Genomic DNA, 21,952 nt, shown 5'->3' on the forward strand with positions numbered 1-21,952 from the left:
AAGTAATGGCTGTCAGAACAAGGTCAATCCAATGACAAAAATGACGCCTGAGAAGAGCAGGGCGGTGATGCAATACCCCATGATGTCGCGCACCCCCAATCCGGCGATAGCCAATGCAGGTAGCGCCCAGAACGGCTGCGCCATATTCATCCACTGCTCGCCATAGGCGATAGCCATTACTGACTTACCGAGATCGGCACCAAGGGCCTGAGCGGCTGGCATGACGAACGGTCCCTGAATAACCCAATGGCCACCGCCAGACGGCACGGCAAAGTTAATCAGTGCTGAACTGAAGAAGGTCATCAGCGGGAAGGTGTCTTTGTTGGCGACGTTGATGAAGAACTCGGTAATCAATCCACCGAGGCCAGAGTGTTCCATCATCAACTGAATACCGGCGTAGAAGGGGAACTGCACCAGGATGCCGGCGGTGCTACGCGCGGCTGCGCTAACGGCACGCATATAGGCCATAGGCGTTTTATGCAGCAGCAGACCGGCAATCATAAACATCAGGTTGACGGTGTTGATGGTGATGTTGAAGCCTTTCTCAGTGAAATAGATAGCCAGATAAGCAATCCCTAATGCCCCAATGATCAGGGCCAGAATGCGGCTCTCTTCCAGTTTTTCCGATGGTGGGGCGTCGGGTGGCAGTTTTTTCTGGAAATCAGCTTCTTCCAGTAACAGCTTCGGATCGATACTTACCACATCAGAAGGTTTTGGCGTCATCATGCGTGTGATGAACGGCATCACGACGATCAGTGCCACGGTGATGAAGATGTTGAAACCGGTAAACAGCGTGTCTGCGACCGGAATTAACCCTGCGACGTGTTCAACCGGGTTGCCTGGTGTTGCCGCCAGCAATGGCATTGAACCGGAGAAGCCACCCCCCCAGGTGAGAAAACCGATGTAGGCACAAGCAATCAGCAGGGGGTAGTCGGAGCCGGGTACCCGGCGTGCGACTTCACGGGCAAACATCGCCCCCACTACCAGACCAAAACCCCAGTTGATGACACAGGCGACTGAACCGAAAAACGTTACCAGCATGACACCCTGAGCGGGGGTTTTGGCGGCAGAGGCCGCCGTACGCAGCAGACTTTTCACCGGTCCTGAGCTGGCTAACGCGTGGCCTGTGACGATGATCAGCGCCATCTGCATGCCGAAAGCCAGCAGATTCCAGAAACCATCACCCCAGAATTTCACCATGCTGACGGGTGTTTGTGGCGTTAGCCACAGCGCGATGCCGAAGGTCAACAGCGTTAGCAGCATGGCGAAAATCAGCGGGTCAGGCAGCCAGCGGCTGACCACGCGCGTCATAAAACGAGCAATGCGGCCGATCATGCATCACCTCGCAGGATAATCAGCTCGGCGGCGACATCAAACTGCGCTTCGGTTTTTTCACGCAGCGTGGCGATATCGCATCCTTCCGCGATTTCCGTAAGCCACATTTTTCCGTCAATGAAGCGGAAAACAGCGAGTTCGGTCACCAGCATATGCACCGCATGTTGTGCCGTCAGCGGCATGGTGCAATGTCGGAGGATCTTCGCTGAGCCGTCTTTTGCACAATGCTCCATCGCGATAATCACTTTGCGCGCGCCGGTCACCAGATCCATCGCCCCTCCCATGCCGGGAACCATTTTTCCGGGAACCACCCAGTTGGCGAGGTTGGCTTGTTCATCGACCTGTAACCCACCGAGCACGCAGGCATCGACATGGCCGCCGCGAATTAACGCAAACGACATGGCGCTATCAAACATGGCCGCGCCTGGTAAAATCCCGCACGGTTGCCCACCGGCGTTTACCAGGTCTGGATGCGCGGTCGTGACCGGGCCCAGACCGAGAAAACCATTTTCTGACTGCAATGTGATATGAATGTCAGCGGGCAGGTAGTTGGCAACCATCGTCGGCAGACCAATCCCCAGGTTGACGACATCCCCATCGTGAAGCTCAAGCGCCACACGGCGCGCAATACGTTGTTTAGCATCCATGATTAGCTCTCCTGTGGCATGACGATATGGTCGATAACGGCACCGGGGGTAACGATCTGGTCTGGCTGGAGTTCACCGATCCCGACCATTTCATCCGGTTCAACCAGTGTGATGTCGGCGGCGAGGGCAATCAGTGGGTTAAAATTACGGGCGCTAAGTTGATAGGTCAGGTTGCCAAGCGTGTCGGCGCGGTGTGCGCGGATCAGCGCCAGATCGGCACGCAATGGACGTTCGAGCAACCAGACTCTGCCATCGAGCGTCATGGTCTGCTTGCCATCTTCCACTACGGTGCCGACGCCGGTTGGTGTGAGAAAACCGCCAAGGCCTGCGCCACCGCAGCGAATTTGCTCAATCAGAGTGCCTTGTGGCACCAGTTGTACGTCCATCTCGCCGGCAATCATGCGGCGACCGGTTTCAGGGTTGGTGCCAATGTGCGAGGCAATCACTTTGCTCACGCGGCCGTTGACGATTAAGGGGCCGATACCGGTATCGACAAATGCGGTATCGTTGGCAATTAACGTCAAATCCCTGACGCCAGATTCAAGTAAGGCTTCGACAAGGCGAGGTGGCGTGCCAACCCCCATAAAACCGCCGACCATGATGGTCATGCCGTCACGAAAGAAGCTCGTTGCGTCTTGTAAAGTAATCAGTTTTGTTTTCATTATGTTTCCCTTTTGCATACTCCATTTTGGGTACGCTCAGGGAATTGCAAGCCGGGTGCCAGAATGACAAATAGCGAAATTATTTTTTAATTATTTGAATTTTATGATTTATTTTTTATTGGCTGGTGAGGGGAAGGGGGAGTTGCTATGCAGAGTTTTGCGCAGTGTGCAAAATTCTGCATAGCAAATTTAGGTATCAGGAGCCTGACGGGTCAATACCATACTCTTGCAATTTGTACATCAGAGCGCGCCGACTGATCCCCAGCATTAGCGCGGTACGGGTGCGGTTGCCATCCTGATTGTCGAGCACCTCAAGGATGATGCGTTTTTCCTCACGCTTAATTTCTTCCTTCAGATTGCGTTCTCCGGTCTGAACTGCTTTTACCTCTGTTACGGTACTGACAGGCGATCGGAACTGCGCAGGCAGGTCTTCGGCAAAAATCACCGCACCGGTATTCATGACCACCGCGCGTTCGATGACGTTAGACAGTTCACGAATGTTCCCTGGCCATGGCCAGGCGGTAAGCATGGACATCGCCGTTGGATCGATCTCAATGATATCCCGCTGATTTTCTGAGCTAAATTTTTGTAAAAAGTGATTCGCTAACAGGGCGATGTCTTCGCGGCGTTCGCGTAACGGGGGAAGGGTCAGATGAATCACGTTAAGCCGATAAAACAGGTCTTCGCGGAACGTTCCTTCCTTCACCATTGTTTGCAGGCAGCGGTTGGTGGCGGCAACAATACGGATATCGACGCGGATAGTTTGGTGTCCGCCGATGCGCTCGAATTCTCTTTCCTGCAAAATACGCAGCAGTTTGGCCTGCAGAACCAGCGGCATTTCACCAATCTCGTCGAGCAGAAGCGTTCCCTTATGCGCGCGTTCGAACAGCCCCTGGCGTAGGGTTTGTGCACCGGTAAATGCCCCCTTTTCGTGGCCAAACAGTTCGCTTTCCAGTAAGGATTCCGGTAAGGCCGCACAGTTGATTTTGATAAAGGGGCCGTTGGCGCGTTTACTGTTGTAGTGGATGGCGCGGGCAATCAGCTCTTTTCCTGTGCCACTTTCGCCGCTAATCAGTACGTTCGCCTGTGAGAGGGCGATTTTTGCCGTGTCTTTACAAATATCCATCATCACCGGGCTGGTAGTCAGGATATGCCCCCATTGCCAACTGGTGCTTAGAGCCTGATGCAGATTGCGGATCTCCTGCTTCATTGCCTGAAGCTGTAGTGCGCGCTGAATGACCAGATTGAGCTCATCCAAATCAAAGGGTTTAATCACATAGTCAAACGCGCCGCTACGGAGAGCTTCTACTGCGGTCTCCACTTCGGCGTAGGCCGTCATCAGAATCACGGGGATCCGCGGCTGCTGGGCGCGCATGGCTTTCAGTGCATCAATACCGTCCATCTCTGGCATACGGATGTCCATCAGTACCACGTCAGGATGCGTATCAGCAAACAGAGTCAGCGCGGCTTTTCCATCGCTGGCGCAGTGCGTCTCATGCCCTTGCAGGGAAAACGCAGTGGCAAGCATACGGCGAACATTTTCTTCGTCATCAACGATGAGAATACGGTAGGTCGTTTTCATTCTGACGGATTTCCCTGCGGGTTAAGAGGTAAAATCAGGGTGAAGGTTGCGCCGCAGCCCGGCATACTTGTCACGTGGATATCCCCCTGATGTGCGTTGATTATGCGCTGGCTTAGCGCCAGTCCAAGACCCGTACCTGACGCTTTGGTCGTAAAGAAGGGGTCGAATATTTTCTTCTGAATGGCAATATCGATACCGTTGCCATTATCTTCAATCATCACCGCCTGCTGTGAGGCTGAATATTGCCAGGTGCGGATTCGAATTTCGCCCCGTGCGGCTATCGCCTGCACCGCATTGATTAAAATATTAAGGATCACCTGCTTGAGGAGTTCGCGATCGGCGACGATGGCGGGCAGGCTGGCATCTAATTCTGTGGTAAATGCGATTCGAGCCTGTAGGCCTGCGGTTTGCACGAGGATCAGCGTTTCTTCAATCAACGCATTGAGCCGTACCTGCTGCCACTGGCTTTGTCGCGGGCGAGAGAAATCCAACAGTTGCTGGATGACTTTATTGATTGAGTCAATTTCGTTCAGCACAACGGATAAATATTCCTGATGTTCTGGTAAAGACGTTTGTTGGCGGATGATCTGTACATAGCCACGGATTGCCGTCAGCGGGTTACGTACCTCATGCGCCACTCCAGCCATCAACTCGCCGAGCGTCGCGAGCCTTTCCGTTTGTGCCAGCCGGCGCTGTGTCTCTTTGCGGGCCGTTAAATCAGAGAAGATCACCAGAGCTCCGATTAGCTCGCCATGCGCGTTATGGATCCGGCTGGTGGTGACGCTTATTTCAATGGTGCGGTCGCGACCAGGAAAACTTACCTCCTGGGCGACATGTTCGGTGCCGTGCTCCAGTGTATCCAGTACCGGGCTGGAGAACTGAGTATCGGCAAAGAGGGTTGCATAGGGCTGCCCGACCAGTTCATGAAGCTGATAGCCAGTGATTTGCTCTGCCGCCGGGTTCATGGTGGTGACATCGCCCTGTCTGTCGATGGCAATGACGCCGTCTGCTGCGTTCTCAATAATCAGGTCATTAAGGGTTTTGGTTTCCCGAAGCGTTTGTGCCAGCGCATTGACGCTGCGGCTGATTTGTCCCAGTTCGCCGGGCAGTTCAGGCAGTCGGGCTGGTGTTTTTTGCGCCAGCGTGGAGAGCCCGTCGGTGATAATGTCGATATTCGCACTGAGACGGCGAGAGAAAAGCACAATCAACAGCAGGCTACTGATGAGTCCGGCAGCCAGCACGGCAATGATCCTGACGTCCATTTTCCAGGCTTGCTGGCGGATATCTTCCGTCAGTTCATTCGCCCAGATATAGCCAATAACTTCACCCTGCCGTTCGATGGGGATCATGGAGTTGAGGATGTCGCCACGAACCTGTCGTCCGGAAAAAACCACAGGTGCGTTGCTGCTCATCACTTCACGTCCGGGGTGATCGTCAGTGATGGTGATACCGACATTACTTTGATACAACGCAGAGGGGGCGTAGGTGATGATTGCATCCAGTGCCTTGTTGTAATACCCCGCGCCGATGCCAGGAAATGCCTGGGTGATCCGTTCGGTGATGGGGCCCAACTCAAGATTCAGCGCCCGAATGCGCGCTTCACGCGGTAAATCCGCGTAGTGGCTAAAGCTATCGCCCAGCGCACCGTTAAGCAGAGTGAGCACCGATGACAGTTTTTTCTCTTTTTCAGATAAGACTGCTGACCGACCTTCGGTTTCTACGATATAACCAATAGAAATCGTCGGCACAATGACCATCAGAATGGCCATCATGATCATTTGGTTGCGTAAACGTCGCGGGTATAAACGACGCGTCAGCCATCTCAGCTTGCGCATTCTCACATCCGTGCAGTGTTTTTTAGGCAAACGACGATTATCAGGGGTTAAGACAACGGTGTCAGAGCGGTGTATCATATTCCCGTAAAGAGAGGGCATTGCGACGCCGGACATTTACCGCTACCTTAACCACACTCTATTGATATCCTGAGGCGGAGCTTCGCCCCTTTGAAATACCTTGCTTCCGTTCATTCAACTCTAAAAGTCTCACGCTACCTGTTCAGAGCGCTGGCCTTACTGGTCTGGTGTCTGATTGCTTTTGTTTCGGTGTTCTACATTGTGAATGCGCTGCACCAGCGAGAGTCTGAGATCCGCCAGGAGTTTAATCTCAGCTCCGATCAGGCCCAACGCTACATTCAGCGTACTTCTGACGTGATAAAAGAGCTGAAATACATTGCTGAAAACCGGTTAACGGCAGAAAACGGCGTGATGTCATTGCGGGCACGGGATGATAAAACCGTGGTGCCGAATTTTGAACCGCTGTTTGCCGATTCCGACTGTGCGGTGATGGGTAATGCCTGGCGTGGCTCGCTGGAGTCATTAGCGTGGTTTATGCGCTACTGGCGCGACAATTTTTCAGCGGCTTATGATTTGAACCGCGTGTTCCTGATCGGCAGCGATAACCTCTGTATGGCCAATTTTGGTCTGCGGGATATGCCTGTCGAACGTGACGAGGCGCTGAAAGCGCTGCATGAGCGCATCATTAAGTATCGCAATGCCCCGCAGGAAGAAAACGGCAATAACCTGTTCTGGATAAGCCAGGGGCCACGTCCAGGGGTGGGGTATTTTTATGCGCTGACGCCGGTCTATCTTGCCAATCGTCTGCAGGCGTTGCTGGGTGTGGAACAGCCGATTCGCATGGAGAACTTCTTCACGCCGGGCAGTTTGCCGATGGGGGTGACCATCCTTGATGAAAATGGTCATGCGCTGATTTCACTCACCGGTCCTGAAGGCGCTATTAAGTCTGAACCGCGCTGGATGCAGGAGCGCTCGTGGTTTGGCTACACGCCGGGTTTTCGCAACCTGGTGTTGAAGAAAAACCTGCCGCCGTCATCGCTCAGTATTGTGTACTCCGTGCCGGTCGATCTGGTGCTGGAGCGGATACGCATGATGATCCTGAATGCGGTTCTGCTGAATGTGCTGGTAGGTGCGGCGTTGTTTATGCTGACGCGCATGTATGAGCGGCGTATTTTTATTCCAGCGGAAAGCGATGCCCAACGCCTGGAAGAGCATGAGCAGTTTAACCGTAAAATCGTGGCTTCTGCGCCGGTCGGTATTTGTATTCTGCGCACAATTGATGGCATTAACATTCTGAGCAACGAGCTGGCACATACCTATCTCAACATGCTGACGCATGAAGACAGGCAACGGCTGACGCAAATTATCTGCGGCCAGCAGGTTAATTTCGTCGATGTGCTGACCAGCAATAATACCAATCTGCAAATCAGCTTTGTGCATTCACGTTATCGCAATGAGAACGTAGCGATATGCGTCCTGGTCGATGTGAGTGCGCGTGTGAAAATGGAAGAGTCGTTACAGGAGATGGCGCAGGCGGCGGAACAGGCCAGCCAGTCAAAATCAATGTTCCTTGCGACGGTGAGTCATGAGCTACGCACGCCGCTGTATGGCATTATCGGTAACCTTGACCTGCTGCAAACGAAAGAACTGCCCAGCGGAGTGGATCGCCTGGTGACGGCGATGAATAACTCCTCCAGCCTGTTGTTGAAGATTATCAGCGATATTCTTGATTTCTCGAAAATTGAATCCGAACAGTTGAAGATTGAACCGCGCGAATTTTCACCGCGTGAAGTGATGAGCCATATTACGGCCAACTATCTGCCGCTGGTGGTACGCAAGCAACTGGGATTGTACTGTTTCATCGAACCGGATGTGCCCGTGGCATTAAATGGCGATCCGATGCGCTTACAGCAGGTCATTTCTAACCTGCTGAGTAATGCGATTAAATTTACTGATACCGGCTGTATTGTGCTGCATGTTCAGTGCAGCGGCGACTACCTCAGCATTCGTGTGCGTGATACTGGCGTGGGGATCCCGGCCAAAGAAGTCGTTCGTCTGTTCGATCCCTTCTTCCAGGTGGGGACGGGCGTGCAGCGTAATTTCCAGGGGACCGGGTTGGGTCTGGCTATCTGTGAGAAACTGATCAGCATGATGGACGGGGATATTTCCGTCGATTCTGAACCGGGGATGGGGAGCCAGTTTACGCTGCGGATACCGCTGTATGGTGCCCAGTACCCACAGAATAAGAGTGTGGATGGTCTTGCCAGCACTCGCTGCTGGCTGGCCGTGCGAAACGCGTCACTCTATCACTTTATCGAATCCAGCCTCACGCGTACCGGGATGACGGTGCTGCGTTATGAGGGACAGCAACCTGATGCAAATGATGTATTGATTGCTGATGATGTGCAGGATCAGGCATGGCAGGGAAGAGCCACGGTGATTTTCTGTCGTCGCCACATTGGTATTCCGCTGGAAAGAACGCCTGGGGAGTGGGTGCACAGCGTGGCATCACCGCACGAGTTGCCCGCGCTGCTGGCGCATATCTACAGCGTTGAACTGGGTAGTGAAGCGCTTTCCACCGCACTGCCAGCTCCAGACAAAGTGGGCGCCACAAACGATGACATGATGATTCTGGTGGTTGACGATCATCCGATTAACCGTCGTTTGTTGGCCGATCAGCTAGGATCGTTGGGGTATCAGTGCAAAACCGCCAACGACGGTGTGGACGCGCTCAATGTATTGAGTAAAAACCATATTGATATTGTGCTGAGCGACGTCAACATGCCGAATATGGATGGCTATCGTTTGACGCAGCGTATTCGCCAACTGGGGCTAACGCTGCCGGTGATTGGTGTGACGGCCAATGCTCTGGCGGAAGAGAAGCAGCGCTGTCTGGAGTCGGGAATGGACAGCTGTTTGTCCAAGCCAGTGACGTTAGACGTGCTGAAGCAGACGTTGACTGTCTATGCGGAACGCGTGAGAAAAACGCGGGGATAAAAGAGGCTGGGTAGTGGTGTTTGCCTTATCCGGCCTACAGAACATACACAACGCTGTATTGTTCGTAGGCCAGATAAACGCGGTGCCTTCAGGCAGATGATATGAAAATGAATTACTCTTTGTCTGACGGGCTTAACGTCACGGATGACAGGTAATTCAGCAGGGCGATATCGTTTTCCACGCCGAGCTTCATCATTGCAGACTTTTTCTGGCTACTGATGGTTTTAATACTGCGATTGAGCTTCTTAGCGATTTCAGTCACCAGGAAACCTTCGGCAAACAGGCGCAGAACTTCACTTTCTTTCGGTGACAGGCGTTTGTCGCCATAGCCGCTGGCGCTGATTTTTTCCAGCAGGCGAGAGACACTTTCCGGGGTGAATTTCTTACCTTTTTGCAGCGCCGCCAGCGCTTTAGGCAGGTCAGTTGGCGCACCTTGTTTCAGCACGATCCCTTCAATGTCGAGATCCAATACCGCGCTCAGAATGGCCGGGTTGTTGTTCATGGTCAAAACGATGATCGACAGGCTCGGGAAATGGCGTTTGATATATTTAATTAACGTGATCCCATCACCATATTTATCTCCCGGCATTGAGAGATCGGTAATCAACACATGAGCATCTAATTTAGGCAAATTGTTGATCAGTGCAGTGGAGTCTTCAAATTCGCCGACAACGTTCACCCACTCGATTTGTTCAAGTGATTTACGAATACCGAACAGTACAATCGGATGGTCATCGGCAATAATTACGTTCATAGTGTTCATGTATTGGGCTACCTTGCTACAGCAAGCTCTTGACGTAAACGTCAATGTCGCTGATGTACTTTTCTATACCTGGAGCATCTTTCTCTTGAATAAGATGTTCCAGCGCTTCACATAACTGCTTGCCGGGTACCAGATTAAGCATGGCAAACACGCCTTTCAGGCGATGGGCCGTTTGGGCTAACGCAGCGAAATCGCTGGTTGCTGCCTCAGTATACAACCTCTTAACATCATCCGGTACTGTGTCTACAAAGAGTGCATAGTAACCACTGGCATGAAGTTCGGCGTTTTCATCACCGCCGAGGGGGAGTTCCTGGATCTCTTCTTGCGCCAGTTGTTCTTCTATTAGCTCCAGGACAGCTTCCTGCATAGCATTACTCATATTAAAGTTGACGCGCAGCTGACCGGGGCCAATTTTTCGCACGCCAGACTCATCATCGCTTAAAAGCAAGCCTGAGGCAGTAAGATTAGACGGATTATCAGTGATAAAGAGATCATATTCTTGACTATTCAGTCGCTCATCGGGGGTGATGCAGGTTGCTCCCCAGTTTTCCAGCTGACGCAATACAATGCTGCGTACGTCATTCGAGGTGACGTCAACCATCACGCAGACATCATCCAACAACCGTTCTTCATTATCAGCATGTTGGTCATGTAGCGGCATCTTAACATGGACGATATAACGCGTTCCAAGTTCTTCCCGCGCTTTAATATTCAGATGTCCACCCAGTTTGCGTGCGAGCTGATCGCACAACCAGAACGTGAGTGGATTCGCTTTGCCATATCGATCGCTCTGCGTGTCATTGATGAACGGGAAGTGCAGATTATCAATTTCATTCAGCGCGACGCCTTCCCCCGTATCCAGAATACGGAAGGTCAGACGCTCTGCCTCCGATTCATCCTGGTCGACATCCAGCGTAATTTTGCCAATCTGCGTCGTGGTCACGGCATATTGGATGAGCAGCAGCAAAATACGACGCAGGGCATCGCGGTCGCCGCGGCGCTCATCATTGGCGCTCAGGTGATTTTTAATCAGCAGCTGTAACCCTTTACGCTTGATGGCTGGCAGTACTTCAGGCACGACGTCGTCAATTAACGCCTGCACGGAAAACAGCGTTGATTCACTTTTCCAGTCATCGCTTTCCAGAAGATTGGCCAACTGAATCTCATCGACCATACGTACCAGCACGTCTGCCTGGTTTGCCAGTTTCTGGCTGTCGGGCGTATTGAGTGCAGCAGCATTTATGGCCAGCGTTTTGGCAGGATCTTTCAGTGCGCTACCAATGTTTTGCATAAAGGCGGCGCGAGCCTGTTGGTTTTTCTCATACAGTCGCTGCGCTTGTTTCAGCTTTTTATTGACCAGTACTTCGCGATCCTGGTCGCGAATGATAAAGATCTGCGTGCGGGCTGAGATCTGGCTGCGGAACAGCCTGATCTCATATAATTCATTATTGATTGTGGCCTGGATGACCCCCTGATGCTGCTCCGCCATACTGGTGATATTTTGCAGATTTAAATGTGGCAGCAGATGGTCGGCAGTTTTATTGCTGATAACCGTGCGGTTGGATTCCTGGTCGTGTACCAATAATCCCAGCGGCAGCAGCGAAACAATTTCTTCATTGATTGCGCGAAGCACCCGGAGTTCATTATTTGCGACAAGGTTTGGCGCCACTTCGTTTGAACGGGCAGGAAGGTGGCGGAAAGTGGTATAGCCAAACAGCGCCAGCGCCAGCAGAGCGATATTCAGTAACAACGGCAGCAGAATGCTTTGCAGCGTATCAAGCAGTAATGACCCAAAGGGAACCTGCCAGACCAGTCGCATATCCGTTGAATTTAGCGCTGAGGAGATCTCAATCTTGCTATTGTTAAAGTTGATGCTGACGCTGTCAGGCGACTCTTTTTCACTGAGATGCTCTGCCGTAGACGTGGCATCAGGCTCCAGGTGAAAGCTGTCCAACTGCATGCCCGGGGGGATCAAATCATTAATCGGCAGGTCAAACGCGACCACGGTTGCCAGATGCCCTGGCTGATTAAAGGTAGTGCGTAACGTGAAGTAATGGCCGTTTTGCCAGACCAGACGGCGAAGGGACGAGAAGCTTTCACGCTCATCGAGCGCATTGGCCTGTTGTAACATTTCAGCGCGGCGCGAATCGACAATGTTGCCAATTGTCGATTCTTTAAAGCCGGAAGTGAGATCTTTCAGCGGCAGCGTTGAGATAAGAATCAGGCTATTGTCCTGACCATTCAGATAATACATTGACCATGGGACATTCTCTGCGCCCCACAGTGTATCCAGATAGGTTGAGATACGTTGGGTCATTTCCAGCGTAGAACTGTCATGCGAGCCGAAAATCAGTGCTTCAGTCTTTCTACGGGGTTTTTCAAGATAGTAGACATCTTGCTTGAGTCGGGTTTCCTGTAACCCGTCGGCAGTCGATGAGTTGGCTGTCGCTGCAATATTGTCATAGATTTGCCAGGTCACGTATCGCCAGGTATCCACCCTTTTATGAATTGCGTGGGTGATATCGACAATCTGATAGCTCTTATCTTTTAGCCAGGTGTTGACCGCGCTCTGGACCATCACGCCCATCATCACCAACAGCACCACGATCAGTAATAAGAAGAAACGGGTAATACTTCCCGGAAGCAGGGAGAATCGGGTAGAAGCCGTTGTGTCAGACTGACTCATTCGTGTTTATGACCTGTTAAAACGACGCTAAAGATGAAGGGGCAGTATAAAGGGTAATGTATGAATTGCCATACTTACGCAACATCCGGTGAGCTGCATTTTTTATTGTTGTGTATCGTTGCCAGGCAGGCAATGAAAACGTGTACAGCCGGTCACTAACAGTACAAATAGAGGTATGAAACCTACAGATTTAGCATTAAATAACAAGAAATTATTTGCCTGATTTATAAGCGATGGTGAACAGGTGAGATAGTTAATAGTCGTTATAGTTTTTCATCGGTAGCACAGAACAGTGATGTTTGTGTAAAGAAGGGTAAAAAAAAACCGAACGCGGAGCATTCGGTTGAAATAGGGGTAAACAGACATTCATGAATGAATGACGGTAATAAATAAAGTTAATGATGATAGCGAGTCTATTTTAGTTGCGAGTGAAGATTTTTTTTTATCATTCAGTGCTATGGTTGTGTTTTGTACAAGTGATTGATGTATAGGTATTTTATAATGATTCTTGACTATTCGTGCTTATTTGCCCCATTTTCTTAATTAAAAAAAGTTCCCTTTTGTTAATATTTTGAAACATCTCCATAGATAAATGAAACATCTTTAAAGTATTAGTATCATATTCGTGTTGGATTATTCTGTGTTTTTGCGGAGAATGAAGTTGCCGACTGGTTAATGAGGGTTAGCCAGTGAGCAGTGGCATAAAAAAGCAATAAAGGCATATAACAGAGGGTTAATAACATGAAAGTTAAAGTACTGTCCCTCCTGGTACCGGCTCTGCTGGTAGCAGGCGCAGCAAATGCGGCTGAAATTTACAACAAAGACGGCAACAAATTAGATCTGTACGGTAAAGTCGACGGTCTGCACTATTTCTCTGATGACTCTACTAAAGATGGCGATCAGACCTATATGCGTATCGGCTTCAAAGGTGAAACCCAGGTAAACGACCAGCTGACCGGTTACGGCCAGTGGGAATACCAGATCATGGGTAACTCCTCTGAAAACGAAAACAACGCCTGGACGCGTGTCGCGTTTGCCGGTCTGAAATTCGCTGATGCAGGTTCTTTCGACTACGGTCGTAACTACGGCGTGGTTTATGACGTCACGTCCTGGACCGACGTCCTGCCGGAATTCGGCGGCGATACCTACGGTTCTGACAACTTCATGCAGCAGCGTGGTAACGGCTTTGCAACCTACCGTAACACTGATTTCTTCGGTCTGGTTGATGGTCTGAACTTTGCCCTGCAGTACCAGGGTAAAAACGGTAGTCCGGAAGGTGAAGGCATGACCGGCGTGACTGGCAACGGTCGTGACGCACTGAATCAGAACGGTGACGGCGTTGGCGGATCTATCACTTATGATATCGGCGCAGGCTTCTCCCTGGGTACCGCAGTTACCAGCTCCAAACGTACTGATGAGCAGAACAAGCTGAACTTCGGTACCGGCGATCGTGCTGAAACCTACACTGGCGGTCTGAAATACGACGCGAACAACGTCTACCTGGCAGCACAGTACACCCAGACCTACAACGCAACGCGTGCAGGCAAACTGGGCTGGGCAAACAAAGCGCAGAACTTCGAAGCTGTTGCTCAGTACCAGTTCGACTTCGGTCTGCGTCCGTCTGTGGCTTACCTGCAGTCCAAAGGTAAAGATCTGGACAGCGGCTACGGCGACCAGGATATCCTGAAATATGTTGATGTTGGTGCGACCTACTACTTCAACAAAAACATGTCTACCTATGTTGATTACAAAATCAACCTGCTGGATGACAACAACTTTACCCGTAATGCAGGTATCTCTACCGATGATATCGTAGCACTGGGTCTGGTTTACCAGTTCTAATCTGCATTTATTTCTATCAAAGGCCCTACGGGGCCTTTTTTAATGCCGTTTTTCTGACGTACAAACACTCTTTTTTGGTGTACTCTTGCGCCCGTTTTCATAAGGGTAATCACGTATGGATATGATTTTTTGCCGTGCAGCGCTCCTGGCTGTAACACTCTTTTTTGTCGGGTGCGATGAGGCCCCGAAATCAAACCAGACCCCGTCCTCAACCGCGACAGTCTTGGAAGGTAAAACCATGGGCACCTTCTGGCGGGTCAGTGTAGTTGGCCTGGATGACAAACGCGCCGGAGAGTTGCAGGCGAAGATCCAGACTCAGCTTGATGCTGATGATCAACTGCTTTCTACCTACAAGAACGATTCTGCGCTGATGCGTTTTAACCAGTCAAAAAGCCTGTCACCGTGGCCGGTGAATGATGCGCTGGCGGATATTGTGACATCGGCGTTACGTATTGGCGCAAAAACCGATGGGGCCATGGATATCACCGTCGGTCCGTTGGTGAATCTGTGGGGCTTTGGTCCACAGCAGCAACCGCTGCATACACCTACGCAGGCAAGAATTGATGCGGCAAAAGCGCAAACCGGGCTTGCACATCTGAAGGTGGTTAATGAGGCGCACCAGAATTATCTGCAGAAAGATCTGCCGGCGCTGTATGTTGATCTCTCCACCGTGGGGGAAGGGTATGCGGCTGACCATCTGGCGCGATTGATGAAACAGGAAGGGATCGCCCGCTATCTGGTTTCTGTTGGTGGTGCTCTGAACAGCCGTGGAATGAATGCCGAGGGGCAACCGTGGCGTGTAGCAATACAGAAACCAACCGATCGTGAAAACGCGGTACAGGCGATTGTCGATATCAATGGACATGGCATCAGCACCTCCGGTAGCTATCGCAACTATTACGAACTGGACGGTAAACGTCTGTCCCATGTCATCGATCCGCAAACCGGTCGTCCTATTGAACACAATCTGGTCTCTGTGACGGTGATTGCACCCACGGCGCTGGAGGCTGACGGGTGGGATACCGGGCTAATGGTGCTTGGCCCGGAAAAGGCCAAAGAAGTCGTGCGTCGCGAAGGGTTGGCGGTGTATATGATTGTTAAAGAAGGCGACGGGTTTAAAACCTGGATGTCGCCGCAATTTAAAAGCTTCCTGGTCAGCGAAAAAAATTAAAAAGCAAGATTGCGGGTTTTTATAACCCGCAATGCGGACACACTGAGGCTAAGCGCTATGCTTAACAAAGGAGTCCATCATGACAAATCTCTTACACATAACTGATGATGAACGCTGGCAGTCTGTGCTGGACCGTGACGCGGGTGCTGACGGTCAGTTTGTTTTTGCTGTTCAGACTACCGGCATTTTCTGTCGGCCGTCCTGTCGGGCAAAACATGCGCTGCGCAAAAATGTCAGTTTCTTCGCGGATGCAAAGCAGGCACAGGCGGCAGGGTTTCGTCCCTGCAAACGCTGCCAGCCGGACAAAGACAGCGCACAACAGCAGCGGCTGAACAAAATAGCCCACGCCTGTCAGTTACTGGAGCAGGAGTCCCCCCTCACACTGGAAGCTCTTGCGCAGCATGTTGCGATGAGCCCGTTTCACCTGCATCGCCTGTTCAAAGCAACCACCGGAATGACCCCAAAGGCCTGGCAACAGTCATGGCGTGCCCGTCGCCTGCGTGAGGCGCTGGCAAAAGGCGCACCGGTCACGCAGGCGATTCTTGACGCTGGATTCCCCGACAGCAGCAGCTATTACCGCAAAGCGGATCAGGCGTTAGGCATGACCGCCAGGCAATTTCGTCAAGGCGGCGGTAATGTTTCTGTGCGCTATACCCTCGCAGATTGCGCTCTGGGTCGCTGCCTGGTCGCGGAAAGTGAACGGGGTATCTGCGCGATCTTGCTGGGCGACGACGATGCTACGCTGATAGCAGAATTGCATGAACTGTTTCCGACAGCACGTGACGAGCCCGCCAATGCGGAGTTTCAACAACATGTGCGTGAGGTGATCGCCGTGATTAATACGCGCAATACTGCACTGTCACTGCCGCTGGATATTCAGGGTACCGCCTTTCAGCAACAGGTATGGCAAGCGCTGCGGGCAATCCCTTGTGGTGAGACGGTGAGTTATCAGCAACTGGCCAGCACTATCGGCAAGCCGAAGGCGGTGCGTGCCGTCGCCAGCGCCTGCGCGGCGAACAAACTGGCCATTGTGATCCCGTGTCACCGTGTAATCCGCGGCGACGGTGCGCTTTCTGGCTATCGTTGGGGAATAACGCGCAAGGCGCAACTGTTGCAACGTGAAGCCACCCGCGAGGAAACATAATGCTCGATCTCTTTGCCGATGAGAAACCCTGGCACGAGCCGCTGGCGTCAGGTGCGGTGATTTTGCGGCGTTTTGCATTTGAATCCGCACCCGCTTTACTGCGGGCAATCGCGGCGACAGCCAGGCAGTCGCCGTTTCGCCAGATGGTCACTCCAGGCGGCTATACGATGTCGGTAGCCATGACGAATTGCGGCCATCTGGGCTGGACAACGGATCAACATGGCTACCTCTATTCACCGGTCGATCCCTTAACTGGCGCTCACTGGCCGCCATTACCCGAGGTCTTTGCTGAGCTGTGCCATCAGGCGGCAACGGCCGCAGGCTATCCTGATTTTCAACCGGATGCTTGCCTTATTAATCGCTATACGCCGGGGGCAAAACTGTCTTTACATCAGGATAAAGATGAACCTGATCTGCGAGCGCCTATCGTCTCTGTTTCGCTGGGCCTGCCGGCAATTTTTCAGTTTGGTGGCTTACGGCGCAACGATCCCTTAAAGCGAGTATTGCTGGAGCATGGTGATGTGGTGGTATGGGGGGGAAACTCGCGGCTGTTTTATCACGGCGTCCAGCCTCTCAAAACTGGCTATCATCCATTGACGGGGGATTGTCGTTACAACCTGACGTTTCGCCAGGCAGGTAAAAAAGAATAAAAATAAGAATTATTATTGCTGTGAGCGAAGAGATGTTTAAACTGCGGGCTGTTATTACTTGTCCGGGTTGTTTGCATGGAACTTTTACTTCTTGTCTGGCGGCAGTATCGCTGGCCATTTATCAGCGTCATGGCGCTCAGCCTTGCCAGTGCCGCGCTGGGGATTGGGCTGATTGCGTTTATCAATCAGCGCCTGATTGAAACGGTCGACACCACGCTGATGGTGCTACCGGAGTTTCTTGGCCTGCTGCTGTTACTGATGGTCGTCACCCTCGGTTCACAGTTGGCGCTCACCACGCTGGGACACCACTTTGTCTACCGTCTGCGTAGCGAATTTATCAAACGTATTCTGGACACTCACGTCGAGCGTATCGAGCAAATCGGTAGCGCCTCGTTACTGGCCGGTTTAACCAGCGATATCCGTAACATTACCATTGCCTTTGTGCGCCTGCCTGAGCTGGTACAGGGGATTATTTTGACCGTGGGGTCGGCGGCGTATCTGGCCATGTTGTCGACGAAAATGCTGCTGGTGACGGCAATCTGGATGGCAATCACCATCTGGGGCGGATTTGTGCTGGTGGCGCGGGTGTATAAACACATGGCTACCCTGCGTGAAACCGAAGACAAGCTGTACAACGACTACCAGACGGTGCTGGAAGGGCGCAAAGAGCTGACGCTCAACCGTGAGCGTGCAGAGCATATCTTTAACCAGCTGTACGTCCCGGATGCCAAAGAATACCGCCACCATATTATTCGTGCTGATACCTTCCACCTGAGCGCGGTCAACTGGTCGAACATCATGATGCTGGGCGCCATTGGCCTGGTATTCTGGATGGCCAACAGTCTGGGCTGGGCGGATACCGCGGTGGCGGCAACCTATTCGCTGACGTTGCTATTCCTGCGCACGCCGTTGCTCTCCGCCGTTGGCGCGCTGCCGACGCTGCTGACGGCTCAGGTGGCGTTTAACAAGCTGAATAAGTTCTCCCTGGCCCCCTTCAAGGCAGAATTCCCGCGGCCAACCGCATTTCCGAACTGGCAAACGCTGGAGTTGCGTGACGTGGTTTTCCACTATCAGGATAATGCGTTCTCCGTTGGGCCAGTGAATCTGACCATTCGTCGTGGTGAACTGATCTTCCTGATTGGCGGTAATGGCAGCGGTAAATCCACTCTGGCGATGTTGCTGACCGGGTTGTACCAGCCGCAGTCTGGTGAGATTTTACTCGATGGCAAGGCGGTTGCTGTCGAAAAACCGGAGGACTACCGTAAGCTGTTCTCGGCAGTGTTTACCGACGTCTGGCTGTTTGACAAACTGCTGGGACCCGAAGGCAGAGACGCTTCTCCGGCGCTGGTCGCGAAGTGGCTGGAACATCTGCAAATGGCGCACAAGCTGGAGCTGAACGACGGGCGCATTCTCAACCTGAAGCTGTCGAAAGGGCAGAAAAAGCGAGTGGCGCTGTTGCTGGCCTTAGCGGAGGAGCGCGACATTATTCTGCTGGATGAATGGGCCGCCGATCAGGATCCGCATTTCCGCCGGGAGTTTTATCAGGTCCTGTTACCGCTGATGCAGGAGATGGGCAAAACCATTTTTGCCATTAGCCATGACGATCATTACTTTATTCATGCAGACCGTTTGCTGGAAATGCGTAATGGGCAATTGAGTGAACTGCTGGGCGATGAACGTGATGCGGCTTCGCGTGATGCGGTGGCTCGAACAGCATGATCCCACATGCCGCCGGTTTTTTATCCAGCCGGCGGCCTCGTTTATTGTTATTTACATAATTCAGCATCATGATTGATGATATTTCATATCATGGATTTATGATTGATGTCCGTAATAAACAAAAACAGCGCCAGGCTACGTGACGAGGAACGTGCTCGTCTTATCTGGCTACTGACCACTGATAAAGCCATCATTTCAACATTATTGGGTAAGCTTACCCTGGCTGAGCAATATGACGTCGGTACGTTAGCCGACGATATTGCTGAGGTAGGGGCACTGGTGGCGCATCTGCCGCCACCCGATCTGGCCGATACCCTCGAAGCACTGCCCTCCGAAGAGCGTCACGCCCTGTGGCGACTGGTCGAAAGTGAAAAACGCGGCAACGTCCTGCTTGAAGCATCAGAAAATGTGTGGGATGACCTGATCGACGAGATGAGCGACCGCGAGCTACTGGATGCGCTGCAATATCTCGACATCGACGAACAGATTTATCTGGTACAGCATTTACCCCGTAACCTTACCGGTCGACTGCTGGCATCACTGCCTGCTGAAGAGCGGGCGCGCGTACGTCAGGTGCTGCACTACGAGAAGAATCGCGTCGGTGCGATCATGGAGTTCGAAGTCATCACCGTACGTCCGGACGTGACGCTGGAAGTGGTGCAGCGGTACTTGCGGCGGCTGGGAAAAATGCCGGAGAACACCGATAAACTCTTCGTAACCGATCGCAATAAAGTCCTGGTGGGCGAACTGACGCTAACCTGTATTCTGCTTAATGACGTGCAGCGTAAAGTCAGCGAAGTGATGGAGGATGATCCGCTGACATTTTCTCCGGAAGATATCGCCGAGAACGCTGCGCGTACGTTTGAACGTGATAACCTGGTCAGTGCTGCGGTGGTTGATCCCTCTGGCAAACTGATGGGACGCTTAACCATCGATGAGATCGTCGATGTGGTTTATGAAGAAACTGATACCGATCTGCGTCGAATGGGGGGCTTAAGTGCCGAAGAGGACGTATTCGCTCCGGTCACTAAAGCGGTAAAAACCCGTTGGGCGTGGCTGGCAATTAATCTCTGTACCGCCTTTATCGCCTCGCGGGTAATCGACGGTTTCGAGCACACCATTTCACAACTGGTGGCACTGGCCTCGCTGATGCCCATTGTGGCAGGGATTGGTGGTAATACAGGTAATCAGACCATCACCATGATCGTCAGGGCGCTGGCGTTACAGAATATTCAGCCCGGCAACCTGACGTTTCTGATCCTGCGTGAGATGGGGGTAGCGCTGATCAACGGCCTTGTCTGGGGCGGAATCATGGGCGGCATCACCTGGTGGCTGTACGATGATATGGCGCTGGGCGGCGTGATGACCCTGGCGATGATGCTCAATCTGCTGATGGCGGCGCTGATGGGCGTTATCATTCCGATGACGATGGTCAAGCTCGGACGCGATCCGGCGGTCGGCTCCAGCGTCATGATTACCGCTATCACCGACACCGGCGGATTCTTTATTTTTCTGGGTCTGGCGACGCTGTTTTTGATGTAGACGCCCGTTTCCCTCTGACGATGCGCGGCAGTATCAACATCGTAACCACGCCGGCAACCACGCCAATCGCCAGGTTGCCGGTAGAGACTGTCGCGGCGACGGTAACCAACATTGCCAGCGTTTCGGCGACCGGCATGTTGGCCAGCGTCGAGGGTTGGATGCTGTGCCAGCTAAACGTTTTCACCGCCACAATCACCATAATTCCCGCCAGTACTGACATCGGTATCTTCGCCATCACCTCGCTGAGTGCGGTGACGAGCAACAGCAAGACCAGCCCGGCGGCGAACGTCGAGACGCGGCTGCGTCCTTTACCCATCTCAACGTTGACAATCGTTTGACCGATCATCGCGCATCCGGCGATGCCGCCATAAAAACCGGCCAGGATATTGGCTACGCCTAGTCCAGTGCTTTCACGGTTTTTATTCGACGGGGTGACCGTCAGGTCGTCAACCAGACGGGCGGTTAACAATGACTCCATCAACCCAACAAAAGCGATGCTCAGCGCGCAGGGCCAGATAATGGCTAACGTTTGCAGGTTGAGTGGTACGAGTAACTGCGTCAAGCCCGGCAGACCGCCGCTCATTGAACCTTCGTCACCGACGGTTGGTAACAGTTGCCCGCTGGTGACAGTGAACACAGTCAGCAGCACGATGGCGATAAGCGGCGCGGGGATTGCTTTAATAAACCGCGGAACCCACAGCACAATCAGCAGCGTAAGGACGAACAGCCCCCAGATTAACGGGCTTTTACCCCAGAAATGCGGGACCTGGGCAAAGAAAATCAACATGCCCAAGGCGTTGACAAAGCCGGTCATGACTGCCGTGGGGATGAACCGCATCAGACGCGCCATCCCTGATACGCCAAACAGAATTTGAATAATCCCGGCCAGCACCACCGCAGGCAGAATGTACTGCACGCCGTGTTGATGCACCATCGGGCCAATGACTAATGCAACCGATCCTGCAGCGGCGGTAACCATTGCCGGACGCCCACCTAAAAAGGACATCGCCAGGCACAGTACGACCGAGGCTATCAGGCTGACTTTAGGGTCCACGCCAGCGATAACTGAAAACGAAATCACTTCCGGGATCAGCGCCAGGGCGGTTACCACACCAGCCAGCGTTTCACGAACCAACAGGCGGGGGTGGCGTAACACGGTGCGGGTGGTGTGTTCTGCCACCGCGGCAGGGGAAGAGTGTGTTGCAGACATAGTTACTCTCAGGTCAGAAAAGGCCTGATGACAGCAGACCGACAGGCATCCGTGCGGTGAATAGCAAAGCGCAGCATAGTACCCGTCTGACGGGGAGGTTTCCAGAAATGATTGTCAATAACCGTATAAATAATCAACGTATTAATAAC

15 protein-coding genes are annotated in these 21,952 nt (G+C 52.4%); 7 read left to right on the forward strand and 8 right to left on the reverse strand.

All coding sequences use genetic code 11. From position 1 onward, the window contains the following. Positions 1-12: 12 nt before the first annotated feature. The 5 genes from NNO08_RS18620 to atoS form a co-directional block, all read right to left on the reverse strand. Complete coding sequence (locus NNO08_RS18620) at positions 13-1,335, reverse strand: TIGR00366 family protein (protein WP_271457295.1); 1,323 nt, start codon at positions 1,333-1,335, stop codon at positions 13-15. Next, the gene (locus NNO08_RS18625; RefSeq protein ID WP_048211108.1) at positions 1,332-1,982 is read right to left on the reverse strand and encodes a 3-oxoacid CoA-transferase subunit B; all 651 of its coding nucleotides are present in this window, start codon (positions 1,980-1,982) and stop codon (positions 1,332-1,334) included. The genes NNO08_RS18620 and NNO08_RS18625 overlap by 4 nt, the downstream gene beginning before the upstream one ends. A 2-nt stretch (positions 1,983-1,984) precedes the next feature. Next, a complete protein-coding gene (gene atoD / locus NNO08_RS18630; RefSeq protein ID WP_271457296.1) occupies positions 1,985-2,644 on the reverse strand; it encodes an acetate CoA-transferase subunit alpha in 660 nt (219 codons plus the stop codon). A 196-nt stretch (positions 2,645-2,840) separates the two neighbouring features. Then, complete coding sequence (atoC, locus tag NNO08_RS18635; RefSeq protein WP_271457297.1) at positions 2,841-4,226, reverse strand: acetoacetate metabolism transcriptional regulator AtoC; 1,386 nt, start codon at positions 4,224-4,226, stop codon at positions 2,841-2,843. Then, positions 4,223-6,061 carry a two-component system sensor histidine kinase AtoS gene (atoS, locus tag NNO08_RS18640; protein WP_271457298.1) on the reverse strand — a complete coding sequence of 613 codons (1,839 nt, stop codon included), beginning with the start codon at positions 6,059-6,061 and terminating at the stop codon, positions 4,223-4,225. Before atoS ends, atoC begins: the two co-directional genes overlap by 4 nt. 168 nt (positions 6,062-6,229) lie before the next feature. Here atoS and rcsC point away from each other — a divergent pair, with 168 nt between their 5' ends. Continuing rightward, positions 6,230-9,076 carry a two-component system sensor histidine kinase RcsC gene (gene rcsC, locus NNO08_RS18645; RefSeq protein WP_271457299.1) on the forward strand — a complete coding sequence of 949 codons (2,847 nt, stop codon included), beginning with the start codon at positions 6,230-6,232 and terminating at the stop codon, positions 9,074-9,076. 112 nt (positions 9,077-9,188) lie between these two features. On the opposite strand, the gene rcsB is transcribed toward rcsC, so the two are convergent. Together rcsB and rcsD are read right to left on the reverse strand one after the other, a co-directional pair. Further along, positions 9,189-9,839, reverse strand: a complete 651-nt coding sequence (rcsB, locus tag NNO08_RS18650; RefSeq protein WP_003027592.1) for a response regulator transcription factor RcsB — start codon at positions 9,837-9,839, stop codon at positions 9,189-9,191. A gap of 16 nt (positions 9,840-9,855) precedes the next feature. After that, positions 9,856-12,525, reverse strand: a complete 2,670-nt coding sequence (rcsD, locus tag NNO08_RS18655; protein ID WP_271457300.1) for a phosphotransferase RcsD — start codon at positions 12,523-12,525, stop codon at positions 9,856-9,858. 741 nt (positions 12,526-13,266) lie between these two features. Here rcsD and NNO08_RS18660 point away from each other — a divergent pair. From NNO08_RS18660 to mgtE, 6 genes are all read left to right on the forward strand, one after another. After that, the gene (locus NNO08_RS18660; protein WP_271440107.1) at positions 13,267-14,367 is read left to right on the forward strand and encodes a porin OmpC; all 1,101 of its coding nucleotides are present in this window, start codon (positions 13,267-13,269) and stop codon (positions 14,365-14,367) included. Positions 14,368-14,482: 115 nt separating this feature from the next. Continuing rightward, complete coding sequence (gene apbE / locus NNO08_RS18665; protein WP_271457301.1) at positions 14,483-15,538, forward strand: FAD:protein FMN transferase ApbE; 1,056 nt, start codon at positions 14,483-14,485, stop codon at positions 15,536-15,538. Between the two features lie 79 nt (positions 15,539-15,617). Further along, positions 15,618-16,682, forward strand: a complete 1,065-nt coding sequence (ada, locus tag NNO08_RS18670) for a bifunctional DNA-binding transcriptional regulator/O6-methylguanine-DNA methyltransferase Ada (protein ID WP_271457302.1) — start codon at positions 15,618-15,620, stop codon at positions 16,680-16,682. Continuing rightward, positions 16,682-17,332 carry a DNA oxidative demethylase AlkB gene (gene alkB / locus NNO08_RS18675; RefSeq protein ID WP_416348253.1) on the forward strand — a complete coding sequence of 217 codons (651 nt, stop codon included), beginning with the start codon at positions 16,682-16,684 and terminating at the stop codon, positions 17,330-17,332. Before ada ends, alkB begins: the two co-directional genes overlap by 1 nt. Positions 17,333-17,407: 75 nt before the next feature. Continuing rightward, complete coding sequence (locus NNO08_RS18680; RefSeq protein ID WP_271457303.1) at positions 17,408-19,051, forward strand: multidrug ABC transporter permease/ATP-binding protein; 1,644 nt, start codon at positions 17,408-17,410, stop codon at positions 19,049-19,051. 105 nt (positions 19,052-19,156) lie between these two features. Further along, positions 19,157-20,593: a magnesium transporter gene (gene mgtE / locus NNO08_RS18685; RefSeq protein ID WP_137384114.1), complete on the forward strand. Its 1,437-nt coding sequence runs from the start codon at positions 19,157-19,159 to the stop codon at positions 20,591-20,593. On the opposite strand, the gene NNO08_RS18690 is transcribed toward mgtE, so the two are convergent. Continuing rightward, entirely contained in the window at positions 20,556-21,803 is a 1,248-nt protein-coding gene (locus tag NNO08_RS18690) for a SulP family inorganic anion transporter (RefSeq protein WP_271457304.1), read from the reverse strand. The genes mgtE and NNO08_RS18690 overlap by 38 nt on opposite strands. Positions 21,804-21,952: the final 149 nt, after the last annotated feature.

Source organism: Citrobacter sp. Igbk 17, assembly GCF_028069775.1.
Classification (GTDB): Bacteria; Pseudomonadota; Gammaproteobacteria; order Enterobacterales; family Enterobacteriaceae; genus Citrobacter.